This is a genomic window from Enterococcus ureilyticus (assembly GCF_001730315.1).
Taxonomy (GTDB): domain Bacteria; phylum Bacillota; class Bacilli; order Lactobacillales; family Enterococcaceae; genus Enterococcus_L; species Enterococcus_L ureilyticus.
In genome coordinates, this window is the sequence record NZ_MIKC01000009.1 from 41,886 (window position 1) to 65,486 (window position 23,601).

At 36.0% G+C, this 23,601-nt stretch carries 22 protein-coding genes; 15 read left to right on the forward strand and 7 right to left on the reverse strand.

What is annotated here, in order from left to right:
• Window positions 1–6: 6 nt before the first annotated feature.
• Window positions 7–528: a GNAT family N-acetyltransferase gene (locus BCR24_RS05810; protein WP_069639630.1), complete on the reverse strand. Its 522-nt coding sequence runs from the start codon at window positions 526–528 to the stop codon at window positions 7–9.
• A 39-nt stretch (window positions 529–567) separates the two neighbouring features.
• Window positions 568–1,395, reverse strand: a complete 828-nt coding sequence (locus tag BCR24_RS05815; protein ID WP_069639631.1) for an NUDIX domain-containing protein — start codon at window positions 1,393–1,395, stop codon at window positions 568–570.
• A 355-nt stretch (window positions 1,396–1,750) separates the two neighbouring features.
• Between BCR24_RS05815 and BCR24_RS05820 the strand changes: the two genes are divergently transcribed.
• The 6 genes from BCR24_RS05820 (at window position 1,751) to BCR24_RS05845 (ending at window position 8,054) form a co-directional block, all read left to right on the forward strand.
• Window positions 1,751–2,296, forward strand: coding sequence for a biotin transporter BioY (locus BCR24_RS05820; RefSeq protein WP_069639632.1), 546 nt, complete (start codon window positions 1,751–1,753; stop codon window positions 2,294–2,296).
• A gap of 1 nt (window position 2,297) precedes the next feature.
• Window positions 2,298–2,612: a CHY zinc finger protein gene (locus BCR24_RS05825; protein ID WP_239574239.1), complete on the forward strand. Its 315-nt coding sequence runs from the start codon at window positions 2,298–2,300 to the stop codon at window positions 2,610–2,612.
• 299 nt (window positions 2,613–2,911) lie between these two features.
• On the forward strand, window positions 2,912–4,357 hold the full coding sequence (locus tag BCR24_RS05830) for a PTS mannitol transporter subunit IIBC (RefSeq protein ID WP_069639633.1): 1,446 nt from the start codon (window positions 2,912–2,914) through the stop codon (window positions 4,355–4,357).
• A 34-nt stretch (window positions 4,358–4,391) separates the two neighbouring features.
• Entirely contained in the window at window positions 4,392–6,470 is a 2,079-nt protein-coding gene (locus BCR24_RS05835; protein WP_069639634.1) for a BglG family transcription antiterminator, read from the forward strand.
• Between the two features lies 1 nt (window position 6,471).
• Window positions 6,472–6,906, forward strand: coding sequence for a PTS mannitol transporter subunit IIA (locus tag BCR24_RS05840; protein WP_069639635.1), 435 nt, complete (start codon window positions 6,472–6,474; stop codon window positions 6,904–6,906).
• Window positions 6,903–8,054, forward strand: a complete 1,152-nt coding sequence (locus BCR24_RS05845) for a mannitol-1-phosphate 5-dehydrogenase (protein WP_069639636.1) — start codon at window positions 6,903–6,905, stop codon at window positions 8,052–8,054. The genes BCR24_RS05840 and BCR24_RS05845 overlap by 4 nt, the downstream gene beginning before the upstream one ends.
• A 44-nt stretch (window positions 8,055–8,098) precedes the next feature.
• On the opposite strand, the gene BCR24_RS05850 is transcribed toward BCR24_RS05845, so the two are convergent.
• Together BCR24_RS05850 and BCR24_RS05855 are read right to left on the reverse strand one after the other, a co-directional pair.
• Window positions 8,099–9,286 (reverse strand): toxic anion resistance protein, encoded by a 1,188-nt coding sequence (locus BCR24_RS05850; RefSeq protein ID WP_069639637.1) that lies wholly within the window; start codon window positions 9,284–9,286, stop codon window positions 8,099–8,101.
• Window positions 9,287–9,386: 100 nt separating this feature from the next.
• Complete coding sequence (locus BCR24_RS05855; RefSeq protein WP_069639638.1) at window positions 9,387–10,058, reverse strand: 5-bromo-4-chloroindolyl phosphate hydrolysis family protein; 672 nt, start codon at window positions 10,056–10,058, stop codon at window positions 9,387–9,389.
• Window positions 10,059–10,333: 275 nt separating this feature from the next.
• Between BCR24_RS05855 and BCR24_RS05860 the strand changes: the two genes are divergently transcribed.
• From BCR24_RS05860 to BCR24_RS05880, 5 genes are all read left to right on the forward strand, one after another.
• Entirely contained in the window at window positions 10,334–11,032 is a 699-nt protein-coding gene (locus BCR24_RS05860) for a hypothetical protein (protein WP_069639639.1), read from the forward strand.
• A gap of 230 nt (window positions 11,033–11,262) precedes the next feature.
• Complete coding sequence (locus BCR24_RS05865; protein ID WP_069639640.1) at window positions 11,263–11,847, forward strand: NUDIX domain-containing protein; 585 nt, start codon at window positions 11,263–11,265, stop codon at window positions 11,845–11,847.
• On the forward strand, window positions 11,844–12,140 hold the full coding sequence (gene macP, locus BCR24_RS05870) for a cell wall synthase accessory phosphoprotein MacP (RefSeq protein ID WP_069639641.1): 297 nt from the start codon (window positions 11,844–11,846) through the stop codon (window positions 12,138–12,140). Before BCR24_RS05865 ends, macP begins: the two co-directional genes overlap by 4 nt.
• A gap of 16 nt (window positions 12,141–12,156) precedes the next feature.
• Window positions 12,157–12,849 carry a 5'-methylthioadenosine/adenosylhomocysteine nucleosidase gene (locus BCR24_RS05875; protein WP_069639642.1) on the forward strand — a complete coding sequence of 231 codons (693 nt, stop codon included), beginning with the start codon at window positions 12,157–12,159 and terminating at the stop codon, window positions 12,847–12,849.
• A gap of 31 nt (window positions 12,850–12,880) precedes the next feature.
• Window positions 12,881–13,429 carry a cysteine hydrolase family protein gene (locus BCR24_RS05880; RefSeq protein ID WP_069639643.1) on the forward strand — a complete coding sequence of 183 codons (549 nt, stop codon included), beginning with the start codon at window positions 12,881–12,883 and terminating at the stop codon, window positions 13,427–13,429.
• A 268-nt stretch (window positions 13,430–13,697) separates the two neighbouring features.
• Here BCR24_RS05880 and BCR24_RS05885 read toward each other — a convergent pair whose 3' ends face one another.
• From BCR24_RS05885 to BCR24_RS05895, 3 genes are read right to left on the reverse strand one after another with little or no spacing between them, the layout of a single operon-like run.
• On the reverse strand, window positions 13,698–13,988 hold the full coding sequence (locus tag BCR24_RS05885; protein ID WP_069639644.1) for a GIY-YIG nuclease family protein: 291 nt from the start codon (window positions 13,986–13,988) through the stop codon (window positions 13,698–13,700).
• Complete coding sequence (locus BCR24_RS05890) at window positions 13,978–14,712, reverse strand: tRNA1(Val) (adenine(37)-N6)-methyltransferase (protein WP_069639645.1); 735 nt, start codon at window positions 14,710–14,712, stop codon at window positions 13,978–13,980. Before BCR24_RS05890 ends, BCR24_RS05885 begins: the two co-directional genes overlap by 11 nt.
• 20 nt (window positions 14,713–14,732) lie before the next feature.
• A complete protein-coding gene (locus BCR24_RS05895; protein ID WP_083244328.1) occupies window positions 14,733–15,149 on the reverse strand; it encodes a GNAT family N-acetyltransferase in 417 nt (138 codons plus the stop codon).
• Between the two features lie 159 nt (window positions 15,150–15,308).
• Here BCR24_RS05895 and BCR24_RS05900 point away from each other — a divergent pair, with 159 nt between their 5' ends.
• The 4 genes from BCR24_RS05900 to BCR24_RS05915 all read left to right on the forward strand — a co-directional run bounded on the left by BCR24_RS05900 (window position 15,309) and on the right by BCR24_RS05915 (window position 23,587).
• Complete coding sequence (locus tag BCR24_RS05900) at window positions 15,309–15,929, forward strand: lysophospholipid acyltransferase family protein (protein ID WP_069639647.1); 621 nt, start codon at window positions 15,309–15,311, stop codon at window positions 15,927–15,929.
• 158 nt (window positions 15,930–16,087) lie between these two features.
• Window positions 16,088–17,227 carry an exonuclease SbcCD subunit D gene (locus tag BCR24_RS05905; RefSeq protein WP_069639648.1) on the forward strand — a complete coding sequence of 380 codons (1,140 nt, stop codon included), beginning with the start codon at window positions 16,088–16,090 and terminating at the stop codon, window positions 17,225–17,227.
• Window position 17,228: 1 nt separating this feature from the next.
• Window positions 17,229–20,372: an AAA family ATPase gene (locus BCR24_RS05910; RefSeq protein WP_069639649.1), complete on the forward strand. Its 3,144-nt coding sequence runs from the start codon at window positions 17,229–17,231 to the stop codon at window positions 20,370–20,372.
• 17 nt (window positions 20,373–20,389) lie between these two features.
• Window positions 20,390–23,587, forward strand: coding sequence for a DEAD/DEAH box helicase (locus BCR24_RS05915; RefSeq protein WP_069639650.1), 3,198 nt, complete (start codon window positions 20,390–20,392; stop codon window positions 23,585–23,587).
• Window positions 23,588–23,601: the final 14 nt, after the last annotated feature.

Here is a 23,601-nt window from a genome sequence, read left to right on the forward strand (position 1 = left end):
TTTTATTTAAGTTAAGATCATTTGGTAAGCGAAACGTGCCCCATTGCTAATTGGTAGTAAAATTTCCCCTTGATAGCTAAAACCTACTTTTTCTATTAGGCGTTGCATCGCAGTATTTTGCGGATGGGTATCGATCCGAATATCTCGAAAGTCATTCAATCTAGCAGTGGTAATGAGATAGTTCATCAAAAGTGATGCAAATCCTTTCCCTTGGTAAAATGGTGCTAACGCAACACGATGGATCGTCATGTAATGCCCATAAGTCAGTTGCCATTGCCCATTTTTGATTTGTTCGTAGGGCTCTTCGATCTCTGATGAAAGCACTCCTAGGCCAGCAATAGCTTGATCAACAATGAGTACGTAACATCTCTGAAGCTTGATATCGTACTCTAACAGTTTTTGATTTGGGCCGTCGTTATTTTGCCACTGAGGGATATTTTGATCATACAGAAGTTTTTGCGCGTAGGTAATGATTTCAATAATAGTGCTAAGATCATCTGGTACAGCTCTTCTTAAATAAACGACCATGTTCTCCGCCTTTCTTACCGTTTAAGTTATTGTTGACGATTATTTTTTATTTGAATTTTCGTGTTTCAACTGATAAATCTTTGAAGGTCGACCAATGCCCACAGGACGTTCACCAATTTCTTCAAAATGATGAAGCATAGCTTTTTTAAAATTGGAGTGATCGATTGTCTTATAATCGATTCCAGAAAATTTAGCAAAGACCTTTCTGGCTTCAGTGATTGTAAAATCTTTTCCTAAGACTTGCAGCACTTGTGGATCATGTTCCATCTTGTTCGCCACACGATTAAAAGCTTTTAGAATGATTTCACTATGATCAAAAGCTAATGTGTCTTTTCCCGTTGAAACACCTGTATCTAAATCTAAAATAATATTCACATCGCCGTTATTAAGAGAAAGCAGGCTTTCTTTACGCTTCATTGTAAACCAGCGAACTTCCTTTGCATCATCTCCTGCAATCAAAGGTTCTTCACCAATGAAAGCGAGATAACTAACCGTTACTACCCAACCACGAGGATCTCGATCAGGTCGACTGAAGCTATGAAGCTGTTCGATGTTATCTTTAGAAATGATGACACCAGTTTCTTCTTGTGTTTCCCGCAAAACACTTTCCCCAGTAGATTCGCTTCTATTTACAAAACCACCTGGTAATGCCCATGAATTTCTATAAGGATGGCCTTTTCTTTTGATCAGCAAGATTTTCAGTTGATCTTCTTCTTTGTTATAGCACATCAAAACAATATCTACAGTCAGAGAAGGTTTTTCATATTCAGGAAGTTCTTGTTGATGGTACCATTTTAAAAAGTCAGTTTCAGTAGCTTGTTGCTCATAATATTGTTTTTCTTCTTCCTTTGAACTAAAGCGTGTCAAATTAGTCATCTCCCCTAAAGTTAGATAAAAGTACTTTTTACTTTATTGTATCATTCTCATCAAGAAAAACAACTAAAGACATAGCTTTAGTATAAGAAAAATAAACTTACGCCCTTTATTTTTACAAGTCATTACTTGAATTCTTTCAAACTAGAATGTTAATCAAAAGATTAGAATGAAGTTAAGGGAACTATGGTGAAAAATCGTTTAATCATCAATCGGTTAGAAGTCTATTTCTCATTAAGATGTTTATTTATTGTTTTTAAGTCAACCTGTTTTATATTAAGGTTGACAAAGGTGGGTTGAAATAGTATTTTAAATATATAAATCTTGTTTAAACATTTGGAGGGAACACATGAAAACAAAAGATATCACTAAAATTGCCATTATGATCAGCATTATTATTGTTTTAGGTTTTTTTCCACCAATTCCAATTAGCCTTTTACCTGTACCAATTGTTATTCAAAACGCTGGGTTTATGCTCAGTGGTTTACTTCTCGGCAAAAAGAATGGGACAATTGCAACCTTGTTATTTCTATTACTTGTAGCAGTTGGTTTTCCATTGTTGGCAGGTGGTAGAGGAGGGATGACCGTCTTTTTTAGTGTCACAGCAGGTTATCTTTTTGCTTATCCTATTGCAACATTTATGATTGGCTGGCTGACTGAAAGATTCAACCCAAATAATCAAAATAGTATGTATGGCTTTGGCATTACTTTCCTTTTTGGGGCATTGTTTATTGATTTCTGTGGAGCTGTTGGGGTAAGTCTATTATCCGATGTCTCTTTATCAAACAGTTTGCTTGCCAGTCTGGCTTTTATTCCTGGAGATACCATTAAAGCATTTTTAACAGTATTTATTTCAAAAAGAATCTCGAAATCTCTTGCTAAAAGGGGGTCTTGAGTTGGTAAAAATATTTGGTTCAATGGTTGATAAAGAAGGTAGATGTACTCATTATAGCTCTCTTGTGGATATCATTGCGAATAAATGTTATCTTTGTAAAAAATATTATGCTTGTTACCAATGTCATGATGAACAAGAATTACATCATTTTGAAGCATGGCCAGTTGCCACTGAACCGGATGCGAAAGTAGTTCTTTGCGGAGCTTGTCAGTTAGAAATGACGGTAAGTGACTATCAAAAAAAAGCACAATGCTTGAACTGCGGACGGTTATTTAATTCGAACTGTTCTAAACATAGTGACATCTATTTTAGTTAGATAAATTTGCTTAGAAAATGAATGGTAGAAAACGATTTAATAGAATTTAGAGTTGGAAGTAAAACTAGTCTTTAGTTTTACTTCCAACTCTTTTACATTTTAAAAGCATCAAGTCAAGTGAATAAAACCTTCTTCATAATTTGTCCAAATTGTTTGGACAAATTTGCGCTTTCATTCACTTGTATGGTGACAAGTGAGCGATTACAATAAAGAAGACATCCAAGCGGTTGTCTGAGAATTGATCTGCGCAGATTGAATGACTCAAAATTTTTCTTGTTTTAAATAGAAGGAGGAAAACAATGGAACAAACACAAGGGAATCTAAAAGTGAAAGTTCAACAGTTCGGAAGCTTTCTTAGCGGAATGATTATGCCGAATATTGGAGCATTTATCGCGTGGGGAATTTTAACAGCCTTATTTATTCCTACAGGCTGGTTTCCAAATGAACAATTAAATGAGATAACAGGACCAACGATTACTTACTTATTACCGATTCTGATTGGTTTTACTGGGGGGCGTTTGGTTTATGATATTCGCGGTGGGGTCGTGGGTGCAATGGTTACAATGGGCGTGATTACTGGAGCAGATATCCCTATGTTTCTAGGCGCCATGATGGTTGGACCTGCAGGAGCATACTGCATTAAAAAATTTGATCAATTAGTAGACGGCAAAATCAAACCAGGTTTTGAAATGCTAGTCAACAATTTTTCTTCTGGAATTTTAGCATCGATATTAGCAATCATTGCCTATTTGATCGTCGGTCCTGCGGTAGAAGGTTTAAATAATCTTTTAGCAACAGGTGTAGGATTTTTAGTTGAAAACTCACTACTACCGCTAGCAAGCGTTTTTGTTGAACCTGCTAAGGTATTGTTTTTAAATAATGCCATCAACCATGGTGTGATCAGTCCGATTGCAATCGAACAAGCCGCTGAAACAGGCCGTTCTGTATTGTTTTTATTAGAGTCCAATCCAGGACCTGGATTAGGTATCTTACTAGCCTATACGATTTTTGGACGCGGAAGTGCAAAACAAACAGCACCAGGTGCAATTATTATCCATTTTTTAGGTGGAATTCATGAAATTTATTTTCCTTATATTTTGATGAAACCAATTTTGATTCTATCAGCCATTGGTGGTGGCATGGCTGGTGTTATGACGTTCTCACTATTTAATGCTGGTTTAGTAGCGCCAGCATCGCCGGGTAGTATCTTTGCTATTTTAGCGATGACTCCTCGAAATGGCTATTTAGGTGTTTTTGCGGGAATTATTGTCGCAACTGCGGTATCATTTGCGATTTCAGCTGTAGTGTTAAAAACGTCTAAAGAAACTGAGACAACGATTGAAGCAGCGTCTGAAAAAGCAAGTGCTTTAAAAGGACGAAAAACAGTTAATCCAGATGTGGTAACAAGTTTTTCTGCGTCTGAAAAGATGAGTAATGCAGTAGAAATTCTTGCAAATACTAAGAAAATCATTTTTGCTTGTGATGCTGGAATGGGATCAAGTGCCATGGGAGCTTCTGTTTTACGAAATAAAGTAAAAAAAGCAGGATTAACGATTGAAGTAGTCAATTCGGCCATAGCTCAACTCCCTAATGATGCTGATATTGTTGTGACACATCAAGATTTAACTTCGAGAGCAAAAGAGCGATTACCAAAAGCCTATCACGTTTCAGTTGATAATTTTCTAAGTAGTAATAAATATGATGAATTAGTAGAAAAATTATTGGCTGTTAAAACATCTGTTTAAATAAAAATAATCATTTTCTAGAGAGGAGAATCTCATGTATCTTTCAGCAAGAGTTAGACTTATTTTGGAGCAGCTGTTGACTAATAATCGTCCCGTTTTTGTTCATGAGTTAGCAGAGGATTTAAATGTTAGTAAACGGACGATTCGACGCGATTTAAAAGAAGTAGAGGAAACGTTATCTACTTATCAGCTTAAATTGGTGAAGGAGCAAGGGATTTTATCTTTAGAAGGCGTTGATTTAGATAAACAACATTTTCGATGGCAATTGATGGATCTGTCTTATAACGAATTTAGTCCAGAAGAGCGGCAGCAGAAAATTCTCAAAACTTTGTTGAAAGAAGAAAGCTTAAAACTTGCCGGACTAGCAAATGATTTAAATGTTACGATTTCAACGATTAGTAATGATCTAACTAAAATCGAAGAGCGGCTACCTAAAACAGTAAAAATTGAAAGAAGACGAGGCACAGGTGTCTCTTTACAAGCTGATGAAGCACAAAAAAGAAGCTTAATGAGCGAGCTCTTTGGCCAACAGTTTCCAGACTATCAATTATTACAGTTCTTTCAAGAAAAATCCCGTGAAGTAGCCACTAATGATCGAGTAGAAGGGCGTTTGCTAGATTTAGTCAATGAAACATTATTGAAGAAAGTAGAATTTAGTGTCCGTAATTGGCGCAAACAAAATCTAGAAGAAATCAGTGATGAGGCTTATGCTAATTTAATTGTGCATATTTCCATTTCAATAGAACGAATGATTGCAGGAAACTTTATTCAAGCACACACAGATAATGATAAAATGATCAATTATCCAGAATTTGTTGTGGCAAAACAAATGTTAGCAGATATTCTTGAAATGGAAGTAGAAGTTGTCCCAGATGGAGAAGCTGCCTATGTCACAACACATCTTAGAGGTGTGAAGACTACAAAAAGTAACATGGGCTTCATGGAAAATGAAGAATTAGAAGTCTTGGTTTTAGTTAAGCAACTGATTGAACAAGTTGAATCTAAACTAGGACAAGAGTTACCTAAAGAGTTGTTAACCAAAGGGCTGATTGCACATCTACGACCTACATTAAGGCGCCTCCAACAAGGAATGCGAATTTACAATCCCTTAATTCACTCTATCAAGCAAGATTATGCCGATTTATTTGTAGTTATCAGACAAGCGTTTGACCAAGTGTATCAAAAAAGTCACGTACCTGATGAAGAAATCGGTTACCTAGTTTTACACTTTGGTGCGGTCCTTTTACAATTAGAGAGTGAAAATCGTTTTTCTGGATTAGTTGTCTGTGCAAGTGGGATAGGAACATCTAGAATGTTGGTTACTCGCTTGCGTCAGCGAATTCCTCAATTAGAAAAATTAGAAACAGTCTCTTTATTTGAGCTGAGTAGAAAAAAAGCAGAAGGACATTACCATGTTATCATTTCGACTATTGATCTAGGATCAGTGGATTTTGATTATTTTTTGGTATCTCCTATGTTGACAGAAAGAGAGCTTTCACAAATCAGTGTCTTTTTGAAAAGTCTGCATAGTGAATACCATAAAAAAATTACCTACGAAGAACAAGCAGTTCAGTTGACTTTGTTAGAAGCAACACATTTTTTAGAGCAAAAGCAACGATTTACATCGATTGTTTTAGCAATTTTAAAAAATTTCAACTACTCTAAGTTAAATGAAAATCTTGGAACGATTGAAGACACGGTTCGGGTCATTTGTACACAGCTTTTGGAGAAAGATGCAGAGTTAGATGTCGAGGCAGTCGTTAGTATCTTTTTGAACGACGAGGATAAGAAAGCCTTTGGTATTCCAAATACGCAAATTGGACTGTTTCATGCACGTAACGAATCAATAAAAGAACCGTTTTTTCAACTTTTTTCGTTAGAAAAATCGATTTTTATCGAAACCATGGATCATACAAAAATGGCGATCAATCGAATCGCGTTACTATTGGTTCCAGAAAAATTTTCACAAGAAGGTTTGGAAATCATTAGTTATATCAGTACGCTTTTTGTTGATAATAGACAAGTCATTGAAATTTTAGAATATGGAACAAATGAAGAAGTATCCGCCTATTTTGTTCAGAAATTATTAAATTACTTAGAGATGAGGAGATAAAATGATTAGTTTAAAGAAAGAAGATATCGCGTTAAATCAGCAATTTTTTGATAAAAAAACAGCTATCCAAGCAGCTGGAAAACAGTTAACCAGTTTGGGCTACGTAGCACCAGAGTATATTGAAAAGATGGTCGAACGAGACCAATTAACTACGACTTATATTGGAAATCTAGTTGCGATTCCACATGGGACGGATGAATCGAAACATCTAATCAAGAAATCAGGTATCGTTATTTTACAAGTACCTGAAGGAGTAGATTTTGATGGCAATGAAGTGAAATTGATTATTGGGATTGCAGGAATTGGCGATGAGCATTTAGACTTGTTATCAGCGATTGCTTTAGTTTGCTCAGATTTAGAAAATGTAGAAAAATTAGTAGCAGCTGACTCACAAGAACAGATTATTGAATTGTTTAATGAAGAGGTGACTGTATGAAAAAAATTGCAGTTCATTTTGGCGCAGGAAATATTGGACGTGGCTTTATTGGCTGGTTATTAGTTCAAGCAGGGTACCAAGTGGTATTTGCCGATGTTGACGAAAAAATTGTTGAGGCAATCAACACGCAAGGCGAATATGAAGTTATTTTGGCTAACGAAGAGCAAGAGCGATTTATGATTGAAGGGGTACAGGCTGTCAACAGCAGTAAAGAAGTGGAGCGATTAGCAAAATATATCAGTGAAGCAAAAATAGTTACAACTGCTGTAGGACCAACAGTTTTACCAAGAGTAGCAGAAGTTATCGCTAAAGGAATTGAGCTAAGAGTAGGTTCTGCTGAATACTTGACCGTTATTGCTTGTGAGAATATGATTGGTGGTTCTGAAATTCTTCAAGCAGCTGTCTTGCCATTGTTAACAGTTGAAGCCAAAGAATACGCTAAGAAATTTGTAGCCTTTCCCAATTCAGCAGTCGATCGCATTGTTCCAAATCAAAATCATGAAAATTTGTTGACTGTGACTGTAGAACCATTTTATGAATGGGTTGTCGAGGAGCCTTTAAATGAAGAAAATGCACCTGAAATTGCTGGGTTAAATTATGTACCCGACCTAACGCCCTACATTGAACGTAAATTGTTTACAGTAAATACAGGTCACGCAGTCACAGCTTATTTTGGTCATATGAGAAATATAAAATCAATTGAAGATGCGATTCACAATGAGAAGGTTCTCTTTATCGTACGAAGTGCTCTAGAGGAAACAGGAGCGTTATTGGAGAAAAAGTTCCAATTTTCTCACCACGAGCATCAAGCCTACATTGATAAAATCATTGAGCGCTTTAAGAATCCTTACGTTTCAGATTATGTAACACGTGTTGGTCGCTCACCGATCCGAAAAATAGGTGAAAATGATCGATTTATTCAACCTGCTAGACAATTTGTGGAAGCATTTAATGAAACGCCTAAGGCTTTGGCAATTGCGATTGCTGCAGCGATGAAATTTGAAGAACCGACAGATGAAGAAGCTTGTGCGCTTCAAAAAGCAATTAAAGAGCAAGGCTTAGATCAGACGATTGAACAATATACAGGGTTAAAACCGTATACAAAATTGTTTGAGAAGATTCGCACTTCTTATCATGAGTTAGTCTAAAAAATACTTAACCAAGCGAGAAAAGCTTGGTTAAGTATTTTTTGTTATTGTGTCAATTCTAATAATTTTGTTTTTAAATCTTCTTCCATATGACCTAATTCGATTTCAGCCGCACGACGTTTTTCTTTTCCTTCTTGCTGAATCCTTAATGTTTCTTGGATTGTTTCAACTAAATCGTTTTGCGTTTTTTGTAATGTATCGATATCAACGATACCACGTTCATTTTCTTTTGCCGTTTCAATTGCAGAAATCTTAAGCATTTCAGAATTTTTCTTCAATAAATCATTAGTTGTTTCAGATACTTGACGTTGGGCTGTTACAGCATCTTTTTGACGTAATAAAGTCAATGCAATCACTACCTGGTTTTTCCAAAGCGGAATCGCTGTGTTGATCGATGCTTGAATTTTTTCTGCTAAAGCCTGATTGGTATTTTGAATCAAACGAATTTGAGGTGCTTGTTGGATCGTGATTTGACGTGCTAAACGCAAATCGTGTGTTCGTTTATCTAAGCGATCTAAAAATTGCGTATAGTCATTCGCAATTTGTACGTCCATTTGATCACCAGTTTCTTCAGCTTTCTTCATAGCTTCAGGAATGATCTTCATTTGCAGTTCTTCAGTCTTTAACTCACCGGCTGCAATATAGATATTTAAGGCATCAAAGTAATCTTTGTTTTTATTATAAAGTTGTTCTAACATTAGATTATCTTTTAAAAGACCATTTTTTTCTTTTTCTAGTTTGACCGCAATTTTATCAATTTGAGCACCAATTTTTTGATATTTCGCAGTGATCTCAAAAATCGATTGTTTTACTTTACCAAACATTTTTTGAAAAATATTCCCTTCGCCCGCTCGTAATTCATCAGGATTCGCTTCATTTAATCGATACATCAAATCTGTTAAGGAATCACCAACAGGACCGATATCTTGAGATTGTACGTGATTTAACATCGATTGAGAAAATTCGCCTAGCTTTGTTTGCGCTGCTGAACCATAGGTGATCACAGCTTGAGAGTCTTGTACATCGATTTTAGATGCTAACTCGCGTGCTTGGGCTTGACGATCTTCTGGCAATTTATCCACTAATCGAGTTGCAACCTGCTGATCCTGTAAAGCAGAGATCTCACTTTGTTGGGTTGCTGTTAATGAATCAATAGGTGTTGAAAAAGGGTTATTCAATAAGTCATCTAAAGTATCACTGACAGGGGTGATATCTTTTGGTTTATCTTCCATTTTATTTCCTCCTAAATTTGAAAGTGTACCGAGACTTCAGCTCATGCAAGTACACAGTATAAAACATGAGTCAAAGTATAGTGATCAAGTGAAACAATAATTAAAATTCATCGTTACGTTCATTACTGCTATTATCTCTTTTTAAACTATTTTTAGCAACGGATATCTCAATATCTAAGTCTTCTAAATCATCAGCTACAAACTGTTCATAATCTTTTTTGATTAATTTAGAGACTTGGTCAATAATTTGAGCACTTTCTTCCAATTTTTCATATGTTTGTTTATTTTTGATCTCATGGTCATCGATTTCTAAGTATTTACTCGTTAAATCGACTAAATTAGGTAAGTGAGTATATAAAAAGTGATTCGCTAAATGCAGTTTTTTAGGCTCTTTCACTAACTCTTTAAAGAGAGCTTTGGATACTCGTAACGTATCGTTGCGCAAGTCGACCGCTCTTAATTTAGTAGAGGCATTCATATTTTCCTGCAACTGAACGATTTGCTTTTTAGTCGTATTCATTGTATCACGGAAAAAATTGATTTCCTGATCCGTCATACCTAAATTTGCATAATGTTCCTCTTTTGTTTTTGTAAGATTAGGCAATGCTTCTTCTTTTTTTCCAGTTTTCTTTTTTGATCCATTAAAAAGCAGAACGACAAGAAGCAAAAGAATCACGACAACAGCTGGTATGTGAACACCAGTAATAAAACGTAGAACTAAACCTGCTAAAAATAAATAAGCAACTATTTTGATAAGCCTTCCTTTTCTCATTTAAGTTCCCTCCAATCATTCATTCCATCGAAAGTTGTTAACCTCCGCTACATAAGTTATTTTAGCACATTCTGGGCTATAAATAATATCAGTCCAAAGGTTGATTTTGATATTTAGTGAAAATGTAAGAAATGGCAAGGGAAAAAAGGGGTTTTTTACTACTTTAGATGTAGAGTCAGCTAAATTGTTCACAAAAAAGTCAAAAGAAAGATGAGAAAAAAATAGAAACGTAAGGTATAATAGAAGACAACGATCTGGATAAAAGGAGAAACATTGTGAAGAAATTTAAAATCATAACTATATTATTAGTGGGGTTGGTCGTCACGGGTTGTTCTGGACGTAGTGTCGTAGAAGAAGAGGATGACGATGCTTATTTAGAAGAAACGAGTTCGAGTGTGGAAGAATTAAGTTCTTATGGAGATGATGAGGTATTTTATGAACCTCGTGATCGCTCAACAACAAGCACTACTGTAGATGAAAACCAAGTAGCAACGGATGAGACAAAAGAGCAACCGAGTGATTCAAAAAATAAAATCGAAGTAATCAAAACCAAGAATGGAAACTTTAAAATAGAAATGACAGACGGCTGGCAATCTGTTGAAGCAAAAGAATTAAGTGATAATGCGGATGTCAGTTTAAAAAATACTACAAATGAAGAATACTATATGGTGTTAAGTGAAGCAAAAAAAGATTTTGATAGTTTTGATGTATTTAAACAGTCTGTGGATTTGTCTGATTTAGGTGAGATTACAAATGAAAAAAAAGCTGCAATCAACTATAATGGATTAAAAGGTGAACGCCGTACTTTTACAGCAAGTAAAGATGGAGTAGAGGTTTATTACATCTACGATTTAGTAGAAGGTAAAGATCACTATTTGCAATGTATCAGTTGGACCTTAAATAGCAAGAAAAGTAGTAATGAATCAGATTTAATTAAAGTCATGAACTCTCTAGCTGAATTAGAAAATAAATAGTTTTAAATGATGAGCAGGATAAAAGCTGTAGATAGTAGAGAGAAGTAAAACTAGTGCCATAGTTTTATTCCTCTCTTTTTTTGATGAGAGCATGCTACATTTTTTGTAGAAATAGTTAAATAACCTCAAAAATTCCCAGATACTGTGAATAAAGGATTCACAAAAAGAGTGATAAGTGATAAAATTTCAAAATTAAGGTATGATATCCATAGAAAGATTGGTGAACTTGCATGATGAACTTTGAAGAGTTTGAGGAAAAGACGATTTCCAGAAAAGAAATATTTAAAGGACATATGATTGAGGTTGTTTTGGACGAAGTCCAATTACCTAATGGTGAAACTAGTACACGTGAACTTGTTTTTCATCCTGGAGCAGTTGCGATTATTCCAATAACAGCAGACAATAAAATGATCATGGTCAAACAATTCAGAAAACCGATGGAAAAAGTTCTTTTAGAAATTCCTGCTGGAAAAATCGACCCTGGTGAACAGGACAATCCAAAAGAAACGGCAGAGCGAGAATTAGAAGAAGAGACCGGCTATCGAGCAAATGAATTTACTTTTGTGACGTCTATGTATGTTTCTCCTGGTTTTGCAAATGAACTTCTTCATATTTATTTTGCGCAAGATTTAGTAAAGGTTCCTAATCCCCGTCCGCAAGACGATGATGAGATTTTAGAATTATATACAATCACATTAGATGAAGCGAAAGCAGAAATTGCTAGTGGGCTGATTTGTGATGCAAAAACCATCTTTGCTGTGCAGTATTGGGAACTACAGCAGCTAAAACAGCAGCTGAAGGAGGATAAACAATGAGCAAAGGTCCGTTGGTCACTCGGACAGAATTACGGAGACGAAAAGAAGAGGCTGACAAAGAGGCACAAAAGTTATTTGCGCAAGAGCAAAAATCAGCTGACAAAGCATACCGTAAAAAAGAAAAAGAAATCTCAAACTTTTATCGAAAAGAACATAAGAAGCAAAAAGAAATTACCAAATCACGTTCAAATGAGCAAACAAAAATCCGAGAGCGCAGTAGTACGCTGACTAAAGCGATTATTATTGTTGCGATTTTGTTGGCTATTGTTATATTTATCGTATTGAATTTATAGAGAAGAGGAAGTCACTATGAAAATTGGAATTATCGGAGCAATGGATCAAGAAGTGAAAATCTTAAAAGAAAAATTATCTGATACACGATCTTGGGAAAGAGCTGGAGCATTATTTGTCTCAGGTTCGCTAGGCCGACATGAAGTGATTGTTGTTCGTTCTGGAATCGGGAAAGTATTGTCAGCTGTTACGACAACCTTATTGATCCATCAGTATGGTGTAAATATGGTGATCAACACTGGATCGGCTGGCGGCATTGGACAAGGACTAGCTGTTGGTGACCTAGTGATTGCAGACAAATTAGCTTATTTTGATGTAGATGTTACTGGATTTGGTTATCAGCCGGGACAATTGCCTGGTATGCCGTTATATTATGAATCAAGTGATTATCTAAAAATTGAAATGAAAAAAGCAGCTGAGAAGACAGGGATGTCGATTCATCATGGTTTGATCGTAACTGGAGATTCTTTTGTCAATGACAAGAAAAAAGTGAGTAACATTCTTTCAGAATTTCCAGAAGCATTGGCCTGTGAAATGGAAGGTGCTGCAATCGCTCAAGCAGCTGCACAATTTAATATTCCATTTTTAGTTGTTAGAGCAATCAGTGATACGGCTGATCATGAAGCATCTCAAACTTTTGATGAATTTATTGAAGAAGCAGGAGAAAAGTCAGCACAGATGGTTATCCATTTTGTGGAGCATCTTGTTTAATCTGTCTTACTTTTTAAATGGAGGTTTTTGAATGAAAGCATTGATTTCAATTGATTATACGAATGATTTTGTTGCAGCAGATGGTGCATTGACAACAGGTGGCGCAGGGCAAGCAATCGAGTCTTCTTTACTTGCTATAACTCAAGCGTTTATTGAAAATAATGATTTTGTAGTTTACGCGATTGATCGCCATGATCATAATGATCCAAAGCATCCAGAAAATGATTTATTTCCACCCCATAACATTGTTGGTACGAACGGTCGCAAACTCTACGGGAAACTAGCAGAAGTTTATGAAAAGAGTCGAAACAAAGTCAATGTTTACTGGATTGATAAACGTCATTATTCTGCTTTTAGTGGAACTGATTTAGATATCCGTCTGCGTGAAAGAGGCATTACGGAGCTTCATCTAGTCGGAGTTTGTACGGATATCTGTGTCCTTCACACCGCAGTGGATGCGTATAATTTAGGGTACAAGATTGTTATTCATAAAAATGCAGTTGCCAGTTTCGATCCTGTTGGACACGAATGGGCATTGAATCATTTTAAACACGTATTAGGTGCGACAGTAATTGAATAACTTGATTTATAAGAGCTGTGAAAGACTTAATGAGTTTTTTTACAGCTCTTTTTTGAATTCTCTGATAAGGTAGCTTCAAGAGTGACATTATTGTTGTATACAAACAATTATCAAGTTATTTTTACAAGAGTTTGTCGTTCTATTTTTTTCATAATTGCAGAACTGATGCCTTAGCCGTGAAATTTTTTCTGTCGTGTATTTTGACCATCTGGCCCATTGGATAATCTGTACTGCTATGAGTAATACGACCTGTGTGACATCAGCAGAATCAAATTTTCGGATCACTCCATTCATTGATCTGCCCCATTTCTCTTAAATAAATGATTTTCTGTTTTCTTGTTAATTTTTTAAATGCGTACTCTGCTTTGGTTGCGTCACTACGACTACTAAATTTTTCAACATGGATTATTTTTGCTGGGAGTCTAGAGGGAAGTCGAGTGTACTTTGCCCCAACTCCACTATTATGTTCCTTTAAACGTCTTTTTGGATCTGTGGTATAACCGCCGTAAAAAGTCTCATCTTTGCAGTGGAGTACATAAAAATAATGATTAGTTTCCATATAACATCGCCTTCACTTCAGGTAAATAATTGTTTTGGTCATCATAAGTAAACAATGGCGGCAAGACACGAAATCCTTCTTTTTTCCCTTGCTTGATCCCCTCAATCAATAAAGTATTCGCTTCTTTTCCGGCTTTAGGATAAATAAAACGAACACGTTTGGGTGCGACATCGGCAGATTCCATTGCGTGTAGAATGTCTAAAAAACGGTCAGGCCGATGAACCATGGCCAAACGTCCATTAGTTTTTAACAGTTTTGCAGAAACCTCAATGACTTCTGTTAGTGTTGTATATATTTCATGGCGAGCAATAGCTAAGTGCGGATTCGGATTTTTTTGGCTTGTTGGTAATTCTTTGAAATAAGGTGGATTACATAACACTAAATCAACAGAATCAGGTTTTACAGCAGTTGTTGCTAGTTTTAAATCTAGTTCAAGCATAGTCATTTGTTCTTCCAAATGATTTAATTGAATACTTCGTCTGCCCATATCTGCTAAGCGTTCTTGTAGTTCGATTTGGGTGATATGAGCGTTCGTTTTACGACTGGCAAATAAACCAACAGCCCCATTGCCAGCACAAAGGTCAACAATCTTGCCTTTTTTTGGATAGGCTGGGAAATTTGCTAGCAAGACAGCGTCGATCGAAAAAGAAAATACCTCTTTACTTTGGATGATTTGAATATCATTTGCAAATAATTGATCGATTCGTTCCCCTTTTAATAGCATGTGTCATTCATTCCTTTTTTTCAGATTCGTTTGACTAAAAAATATTTTGTAGTACCTATGAAAGGTGTGTCCTTTAATTGACCAAATACTTGATAGCCATATTGTTCATAGAACGTTTTTGCTTGATAGTCTTGGGTATTGATTGTGATTAATTTAGTACCTGATGCACTCGCAAAGTCTTCTGCTTTTTTGAGTAGTTCAGTGCCATAGCCTTTGCCGCGATATTCTTTGTTAATTGCAAGTAATGAAATATGTGTCTCATTCATCCATTTATTGGCAGTGATACCTCCGATATAAAAATCATTATCATATAAAGCTAAAGAGAATGGTGTATTTTCTTCTGCGGGGATATTTTTCTCTTCTTCTTGTTTTTCAGAAAGTAGCGCAATCAAATGTGTTTCATTTTGGGCTTGATTCAGTTTTTTATACTCAATCATGTACAAAACCTCCGATTATACAGTAAAGCTCTTTGATGGAACAGAAGATATCCTTATATTATACTACAATTAGGATTAGAAGAAACCTGTGAAAAAGACTTGTCAAAAGCAACAGTTTTCGGCATACTTATAGCTAGTGAAAAGAAAGGAAGAAAAACCATGTTTTTTACATTTATGCGTGGCGTTGTTCGGGTCGTTTTATTTATTATCAACGGCAATGCTCACTATGAAAAGAAAGACCGCATTCCTCAAAATGAAAATTATATTTTAGTAGCACCTCATAGAACCTGGTGGGAGCCTTTGTACCTTGCTGTCGGTGGATCACCGAAAAAATTTAGTTTTATGGCGAAAAAGGAATTATTCAAAAATCCATTCTTAAGTTTTATTTTAAAACATGCCAATGCTTTTCCAGTCGATCGGGAAAAACCTGGTCCAAGTGCAATCAAGACGCCTGTCAAAACGTTAAAAAATACAGATTTAAGTTTAGTTATGTTTCCAAGCGGAACCCGTCATTCATCTGAGTTAAAAGGCGGCGTGGCCTTGATTGCAAAAATGGCTAAAGTTAAAATTGTTCCAGCTGTTTATCAAGGTCCACTAACGTTAAAGGATTTATTTAAACGGCGTCGGGTGACTGTTCGATTCGGTGAACCGATCGACGTCAGTGATATTGCTAAGATGGATAAAGAAGGCATTGCTGAGGTTGAGCGTAGAATGCAGGCGGCTTTTGACAGCTTGGATCAAGAAATCGATCCAAATTTTAAATATGAAGTGAAAGAATAGAAATCGCATAAGTATTTTGATTTTTTTAGCTTGGATGTAACTCGAAGAGTTATATTTCAGGCTTTTTTTTCTTTCAGAAAATTTCTGTACGTTTGAACCATATATTTCTCCCTAAATTTGGTATAATAGTAAGAAGGACTTTTTTAGGTGGTGGAAAAATGCGTTTTTTACATACAGCCGATTGGCATATCGGTAAAAAATTACATGGGTATGATTTACTAGAGGAACAAGTGGATGCATTTCAGCAGATTTTGACTATTGCAAAAAAAGAACAAGTGGATGCAATCGTCGTGGCAGGTGATCTATATGATCGCTCAGTTCCCTCAGTTGAAGCGATCGAAGTCTTCAATAAAATGATTATAGAAATGAATCTACAGGAAAAATTCCCAGTATTAGCGATTTCTGGTAATCATGATAGTAGTACACGTTTGGAAACCGGTGGTCCATGGTTTATTCAATCAAATTTTCATTTGAATACTCGCTTGGATCAAGCTTTTCAGCCAGTAGAGATGGAGAATACTCAGTTTTTCTTATTGCCGTATTTTGAACCAATTTCAGCTCGTTTATATTTTGATAATGAAGAAATTCGGACGATCGAACAGGCGATGAAAGAAGTTGTAACTGAAATGAAAAAACAATTCAAACCTGATATGAAACACGTTTTAGTCAGTCATTTTTTTGTAGCTGGCAGTGAAAAATCTGATTCAGAAACAAAATTAATGGTAGGCGGATTGGATACAGTACCCTTATCGTTACTAGAATCATTCGATTATGTAGCGTTAGGTCATTTACACGGGAAAAATGCCTTACAAGCTGAAAATGCTCGCTATAGTGGTTCACCGCTGAAATTTTCTTTATCTGAAATGAATCAGAAAAAAGGGGTTTGGATCGTCGATACCAAAGCGAACGAAACGACCTTTGAATTTAAAGAAATCACACCATTAAGAAATGTGATACAAATCGAAGGTAGCTTCAAAGAACTAACAACACAAGAATTTTACGAGTCGATCGATCGTGAGAATTATTTACATATTCAATTAACGGATCGTGCAGTGATTCCTAACATGATGAATCAACTAAGGAAAATTTATCCACGAGTAATCGGTGTCGAACGTTTATTTGGAAGAGAAGTGCAACAAAAACACAATGAAACAAAAAAGGAAATCAAAACGTTAGCACCAAACGAATTAGTCGCTCAATTTTTTTCTGATGTAACAGGAGAGGAACTGACGAGACAACAACAAGTGTGGATCAAAGAAAATCTAGCAGAAATCTATCAAGCAGAAAGAGGGAAATAAGTTGAAACCTTTAACATTAGCATTGAAAAACTTTGGCCCTTATATTGCTGAAACAATCGACTTCAACAAGTTTGCAGATTCGTCTCTCTTTTTGATAAGTGGAAAGACGGGTTCAGGTAAAACGACGATTTTTGATGGGATGAGCTATGCTTTATTTGGTGAAAGTTCGGGGAAGTTGCGTCAAGGAAAGGAAATGCGCTCGACATTTGCTGATCCTTCGGAGCCTACAGAAGTCCATTTAACTTTTTCTCATGGAGACTATTTTTATGAGATCACAAGAAAACCAGAACAAGAACTTTACAAAAAACGGGGTGAGGGAACGCGTACTCAAAGTGCTAAGATTTCATTGATTGTGAAAGATCATACCGGAAAAGAGCTTAGAGAATATACGAAACGCCGTGAAGTTGACACGTTTATTCAAGAATTATTGCACTTAGATGCTAATCAATTTGCTCAGATTGTTCTTTTACCTCAAGGGGAATTTAGAACGTTTTTGATTGCAAATAGTAATGATAAAGAAAAAGTTCTTAGAAACCTGTTTGGCACTCAACTATATCAAACCTTAAATGAACAACTAAAAGTTCAATTAAAGACGGTCAATAAAGGAATCGAGGCAACGCAACAAATGATCCAAGCTAAATTAGATCAACTCTATTGGCAAGAGCCGTTGCAAAAAGAACTGGTTGTAGAGCAGCAATTAGTGTTACTAGATCAGCAACAAGAAACGATGCAAAATCAGCAAGCAATAGAAAAATCAGCATTAGCTGTATTACAAAAACAAAAACAACAAAAGGAGCAAGAAAAGTTTGCTTTAGAAGAGCTAGCAAATGAATTTACCAAGCAAAATCAACTCAAAAAACAAAAGGAAGAACTTGATCAAGCAGCCGTGATGATCGAAGCGCTAAGAGCAGAAGAACAGCAACTGCAATGGGTACAAAAGCATCAAGGCTTGATTGAAAAGATCGATGAAAAAGTTAAATTGATTTCAACCTATGAGCAAGAGCTGAAAAGCAATCGATCACAACAAAAAACACAGCAAGAATTATTTCAACAATTGGAACAAAAACAAAGTGAAAATGAACAACGATCTGCTGAGATGCTAATAGCCAAAGAACAAGTAACAAGGCTGCAATTTCAAATTCCTTTATATGAAGAAAAGGAAAGTATAGACAGTACGATTGAAAAAAATCATTTACTGTTAGAAAGTTTAACAAAGAAACTTACAGAGACAAAAGAAAAGCAGCAGAATGCGGAGCAAGCCTATCAACAAGAGCTTGTCGTGATAGAAGGAAAATCCCAAATCGAAAAAGAACAACTGACATTAGAACGGCATCGAGAACAATGGCTGATTTTTATAGATAATTGGGCAAAGAAAGAACAACTTGAAACCAAAAAAAATAGCATTGTGGAGCAACTAGTTGTTAAGGATGCTGAACTAAAGGAAGCATCAGTCGAAAAAGAGACGATTTATGAACAAGTTGCGCAACAAAAAAGCCAATGGGCAAAGATGCAAATTAGTCGATTAAGTTTATTTTTAGTCGCTGGTGAACCTTGTCCTGTTTGCGGTTCTGTGGAGCATCCTAAACAAAATGAGCACCAAGAATTTACTTTAGAGGAAATTCAAGCTATCGAAAATCAGCTGAATGAAATCGAAAAAAGGGCTCAAAAACAAGAGGTAACAGTTGCCAAACTACAAGCTCAGTATACCCAAGTAAAGCTTACTGAACGAGAACTGCAGCAAGAACTGGCAGAACAAACACACAAAGTTGATTCGTTGTTTGAACAGTTACAAGAAAAACAAATTATTACTCTAAAAGCACCAATCACTTCTGACGGTATCGAATCAGTAACAGCGAATTTACAGGCAACAGCGGCTAAGCTTGAACATGAATTAGAACGAATTGAAATAGCCCAAAACAAGATAACTGAACTAGAAAAAGTATTGAAAGAGCAACAATTAGAGGTACAGGAACAAGAAAAAATCGTCACTGAAAAGCAACTAGAACAAACAGCAAATGAGACAAAACTAAAAACAATTTCTGAACAATTGATCGATGAACAACTTTCCCTGGCTGAAATAACTGCAACAAAACAACAGCTTGAACAACAGATCATAAACTGGGAAAAACAAAAACAAGAGCTCGACGAACAAATGGCGAAAGTGAAAGAGAGTCGATTATTGTTAAAAAATAGTGAAAAGCATCTTGTGAAAGAGCAAGATACAAATTTAACAGAGAAAATGTCATTAGAACAGCAATTGATGAAAGCAATTCAAGAATCGAGTTTCGAACTGGATGAAAATAGTGTGCGAATGTTATTAAAAGAAGTGACAAGACTAGACGCAATCAAAGAAGAACTAACAACTTTCGACAAAAAACAGGATCAGTTAGCATTTCAGTTGACTGAACTGGAGCAAAAGTTAGAAAATAAAGAGCAACCTGAGACAAACAGCTTGACGGATGAAATTGAACAATTGACAATTTCACTTCAAACGAAAGAAGCCAGATATTACCAACAACTAGAAAAAATCCAAGCCAATGAAAGCATTCAAAAACAAGTCAAAGAATTGATTACCTCAGTTGAACAACAGTGGTCAGAAGTTACCGCATTGCACCAATTGGCTGCGACAGTCAACGGGGATAATCCAAGGAAAACTAGTTTGGAAAGATACGTTTTACAGACTTATTTGGAGGAAGTTTTAAAGGTAGCCAATCAACGTTTGGGGTTACTGACAAACAATCGCTACCAATTTGAACTGAATCAAGATTCTGGGAGTTACAAGAATCAAACAGGACTTGAAATCAATGTTTACGATGATAATGCAGGCAGTACTCGCAGTGCACATACGTTATCAGGCGGTGAAAGTTTCATTGCCGCATTAGCCTTGGCGCTGTCTCTAGCGGAAGTGATTCAAGAGCAAGCAGGTGGTGTTTTGATTGAAGCCTTATTCATCGATGAAGGATTTGGTTCCCTAGATGAAGAAGCCTTAGAAATGGCAATGGAAGCTTTAGAAGTAATCGAAAACGAAGGAAGAATGATCGGTATTATTAGCCATGTAAGTGAATTAAAAGCAAGAATCCCGCAACAACTACAAATCCAAACAAATGGAAATGGTCAGAGCCAAGTGACCTATCAAACGGCGTAAGCCTAGGAGGTGAGAGAATGAAATGGAGTATTCCAGAACGAATCGTTGAACGCGGTAGAGAGTATATGAAAGAAGGCCGGGTATTGTCCATCATTCAAGATCCAGAAAAGAAAATGTGGCATGCCGAGGTTTTAGGTAATGAACTGTATCGGGTCCAATTAGATGGGACCGCAAAAGAAAATGATATTTGTGAATGTCCTTATTGGAAGGATCATGGTTATTGTAAGCATACTGTTGCAGTGGAGCTATCTTTAAGACAAAAAGGCACCTCGCGCATCATAAAAGAAGATCAACCAATTACATTTGAAAAACGTTCTTTATCTATCTCTGAAATGTTTACAAAAGGGTTTGCCAAACTGAACCAAGCAGAGGGGAAAAGTACGATTACACCGCTAACTGTGGAGTATATTGTTGATGTGATTGAAACCAATAGTTATTATCCTGAATTAGCTGTTTTAGGTGTTTCTTTACGATTGGGCTATCAAGGAGTCAAACCTAAAACCTATATCATTAAAAATATCGGAGAATTTTTTCAAACTTTTCAAAAGCAGGGGAGCTTCTTGATCAATAAGCAACATCACTTTGATTTAGTAAAAGAAGCGTTTACAATTGAGAACCAAGAATTATTAGAGCAATTAGCAGCAATTTATCAAACGAGTCAATTGTTAGGAGCTAATGGTATTCAAGTAAAAGGTAAAATTGATAAGCGCTATCTGGTGTTACCGATTGATCAAGGTCGATCATTAATTGAAAAAATGAACAAAATTCCTTATTTTCAACTAAATGATGAAGGAAAGAAATACCGGCATTTATTGTTCACAAAAGGTATCTTACCTATCTTTTTCGATATTAGTAAACAACCGGATAATCGTTATATATTGCTGATCACAGATCAGCTCACAACATTTTTATCTCATTACCAGTGGGCCTTTAGCAAAGACAAAATTTTTACGGTTACTCAAGAGCAAGCTGGAATCTATACAACATTATTACAGTTACTAAAACGCGTGGAAAAACCTGAGATTGTCTATGAAAAAAATGAGTTATCTGACTTATTCGGCTCTGTTATTCCTTTATTGAAAAAAATAGGAACAGTAACTGTTAGTGAAGAGGTGACACAGGAAGTTGTGTATCATCCTTTAGAAACAATCTTTATTTTTCGCAAAATCAAAGGGATGATCAAAGTTCGTGTAGACTTTATGTATGGAGAAGTTGTGTTTTCGACGGATCAAGAACATTCTATTGCCTCAGGAGCGAATCAAGAAGTCGTTCGTGATGCTAAGAAGGAACAAATGATTTTGGAACAACTAACGGCATTTGGCTATCAAAAAGAGTCAATTGGCTATGAAAAGACATTACCAGCAGGTGAACGTTTATATTATTTTTTTAAAGCAGAAATTCCAACGTTTCGTCGATTAGGAGAAGTTCGTATGGGCAAGAAGCTGCGGGAGCTGTATTTAGATGCCGCGCATCACCAACCGATGATTGAAGTTTCAGACTCTGATTCCTGGCTAGATGTCCGTTTTGATATCACAGGAATCGCCGAACAAGAAATTGATGCTGTTTTAGCCAGTTTATTGCGTAAAGATCGTTTTTATACTTTGGAAACGGGTGAGGTTCTCTCACTAGATTCAGAAGAATTTCAACAAACCAGTGAAGTCTTAACTATGCTAAGAAAAAATATGAAAAACGTTCAAGGAACGATACAGGTTCCAAGAAATCAAGGTTTGATGATCGAAAATATGTTGGAAAATAATCACCGTGCGCATTTTTCGGATTCTTTTAAAGAAATGGTGGATAATTTGACCCATCCAGAAAAATTTGAAGCGCAATTACCTGCAAACATTCAAGCAACGCTTAGAAGTTATCAAATTGATGGATTTAAATGGTTAAAAATGCTTAGTTATTATCAATTTGGCGGTATTTTAGCGGATGAAATGGGATTAGGAAAAACCCTTCAAACGATCACCTATTTATTATCTGAAAAAGAAGAACAGATTCAAAAAGGAGCGGCTTTGATTGTTGCACCAGCTAGTTTGATTTATAACTGGGCAGCTGAAATTAAAAAGTTTGCTCCAGCGTTACAGGCAGAAGTTGTGGCAGGCAATAAAGCAGAACGTGAAAAATTAGCAAATCAAGCTGATCTAGATATTGTGATCACGTCATATGCTAGTTTAAGACAAGATATTGATATGTACCAAGGACTAAATTTGGGTTATTTGATTTTAGACGAAGCACAAATGGTGAAAAATAGCGGTACTAAAACAGCTCAAGCGCTTAAAAGTTTGACGGTTCCTCAACGCTTTGCTTTGAGTGGTACTCCGATCGAAAATAATATCGATGAGTTATGGTCGATCTTTCAAATGATTTTACCAGGATTATTCCCGGCAAAAACTTTATTTAGATCGATGAAACCTGAAGAAATTGCAAAAATGATCCAACCATTTATTTTAAGACGAGACAAGAAAACAGTATTGGCTGATTTACCAGATAAGATCGAAAGTAATTTGTACAGTGTTCTTACTGAAGAGCAAAAGACTGTTTATCTAGCTTATCTAAAACAAATGCAAGAAGATGTCAGTCAAATGGATCAAGATACCTTTAAGAAAAATCGCTTAAGTATTTTGGCCGGTTTAACGCGATTGCGCCAAATTTGTTGTGACCCAAGTTTATTTATTGATGATTATACAGGGGGATCAGGAAAATTAGAGCAAGTCAAAGACTTATTAGTAGCTGCCAAAGAAAATAATCGACGTGTCTTACTTTTTTCTCAGTTCACAAGTATGTTATCAATCATTGAAAAAGAGTTACACGAGCTTGGCTTAACAACATTTTATTTAAGAGGAAGCACGAAGCCTAAAGAGCGTATGGAAATGGCAGATGCGTTTAACTCCGGGGAAAAAGATGTCTTTTTGATTTCTTTAAAAGCTGGGGGGACAGGTCTCAATTTGACAGGTGCAGATACTGTGATTCTTTATGACTTATGGTGGAATCCAGCGGTGGAAGAACAGGCAGCAGGACGTGCACATCGAATTGGTCAAAAAAATGTTGTGGAAGTTTGGCGGATGATCGCAGAAGGAACGGTTGAAGAAAAGATGGACTCCTTACAACAAGAAAAACGTGAGTTGTTCCAAAAAGTAATCCAAGGAAATGAAGAACAATTAGCCAAAATGACTGAAGAGGATATCCGAACGATTTTAAGTATCGGTGAATAAAGAAAATGCTGTGC

What these genes read in the sequence shown, in the direction of transcription:
- BCR24_RS05880 (WP_069639643.1), top strand. Translation starts at nt 12,881, where the DNA reads ATGAAAGCATTGATTTCAATTGATTATACGAATGATTTTGTTGCAGCA.
- BCR24_RS05820 (WP_069639632.1), top strand. Translation starts at nt 1,751, where the DNA reads ATGAAAACAAAAGATATCACTAAAATTGCCATTATGATCAGCATTATT.
- BCR24_RS05915 (WP_069639650.1), top strand. Translation starts at nt 20,390, where the DNA reads ATGAAATGGAGTATTCCAGAACGAATCGTTGAACGCGGTAGAGAGTAT.
- BCR24_RS05890 (WP_069639645.1), bottom strand. Translation starts at nt 14,712, where the DNA reads ATGCTATTAAAAGGGGAACGAATCGATCAATTATTTGCAAATGATATT.
- BCR24_RS05840 (WP_069639635.1), top strand. Translation starts at nt 6,472, where the DNA reads ATGATTAGTTTAAAGAAAGAAGATATCGCGTTAAATCAGCAATTTTTT.
- BCR24_RS05875 (WP_069639642.1), top strand. Translation starts at nt 12,157, where the DNA reads ATGAAAATTGGAATTATCGGAGCAATGGATCAAGAAGTGAAAATCTTA.
- BCR24_RS05885 (WP_069639644.1), bottom strand. Translation starts at nt 13,988, where the DNA reads ATGGAAACTAATCATTATTTTTATGTACTCCACTGCAAAGATGAGACT.
- BCR24_RS05855 (WP_069639638.1), bottom strand. Translation starts at nt 10,058, where the DNA reads ATGAGAAAAGGAAGGCTTATCAAAATAGTTGCTTATTTATTTTTAGCA.
- BCR24_RS05850 (WP_069639637.1), bottom strand. Translation starts at nt 9,286, where the DNA reads ATGGAAGATAAACCAAAAGATATCACCCCTGTCAGTGATACTTTAGAT.
- macP (WP_069639641.1), top strand. Translation starts at nt 11,844, where the DNA reads ATGAGCAAAGGTCCGTTGGTCACTCGGACAGAATTACGGAGACGAAAA.
- BCR24_RS05905 (WP_069639648.1), top strand. Translation starts at nt 16,088, where the DNA reads ATGCGTTTTTTACATACAGCCGATTGGCATATCGGTAAAAAATTACAT.
- BCR24_RS05845 (WP_069639636.1), top strand. Translation starts at nt 6,903, where the DNA reads ATGAAAAAAATTGCAGTTCATTTTGGCGCAGGAAATATTGGACGTGGC.
- BCR24_RS05865 (WP_069639640.1), top strand. Translation starts at nt 11,263, where the DNA reads ATGATGAACTTTGAAGAGTTTGAGGAAAAGACGATTTCCAGAAAAGAA.
- BCR24_RS05835 (WP_069639634.1), top strand. Translation starts at nt 4,392, where the DNA reads ATGTATCTTTCAGCAAGAGTTAGACTTATTTTGGAGCAGCTGTTGACT.
- BCR24_RS05830 (WP_069639633.1), top strand. Translation starts at nt 2,912, where the DNA reads ATGGAACAAACACAAGGGAATCTAAAAGTGAAAGTTCAACAGTTCGGA.
- BCR24_RS05895 (WP_083244328.1), bottom strand. Translation starts at nt 15,149, where the DNA reads ATGATTGAGTATAAAAAACTGAATCAAGCCCAAAATGAAACACATTTG.
- BCR24_RS05900 (WP_069639647.1), top strand. Translation starts at nt 15,309, where the DNA reads ATGTTTTTTACATTTATGCGTGGCGTTGTTCGGGTCGTTTTATTTATT.
- BCR24_RS05810 (WP_069639630.1), bottom strand. Translation starts at nt 528, where the DNA reads ATGGTCGTTTATTTAAGAAGAGCTGTACCAGATGATCTTAGCACTATT.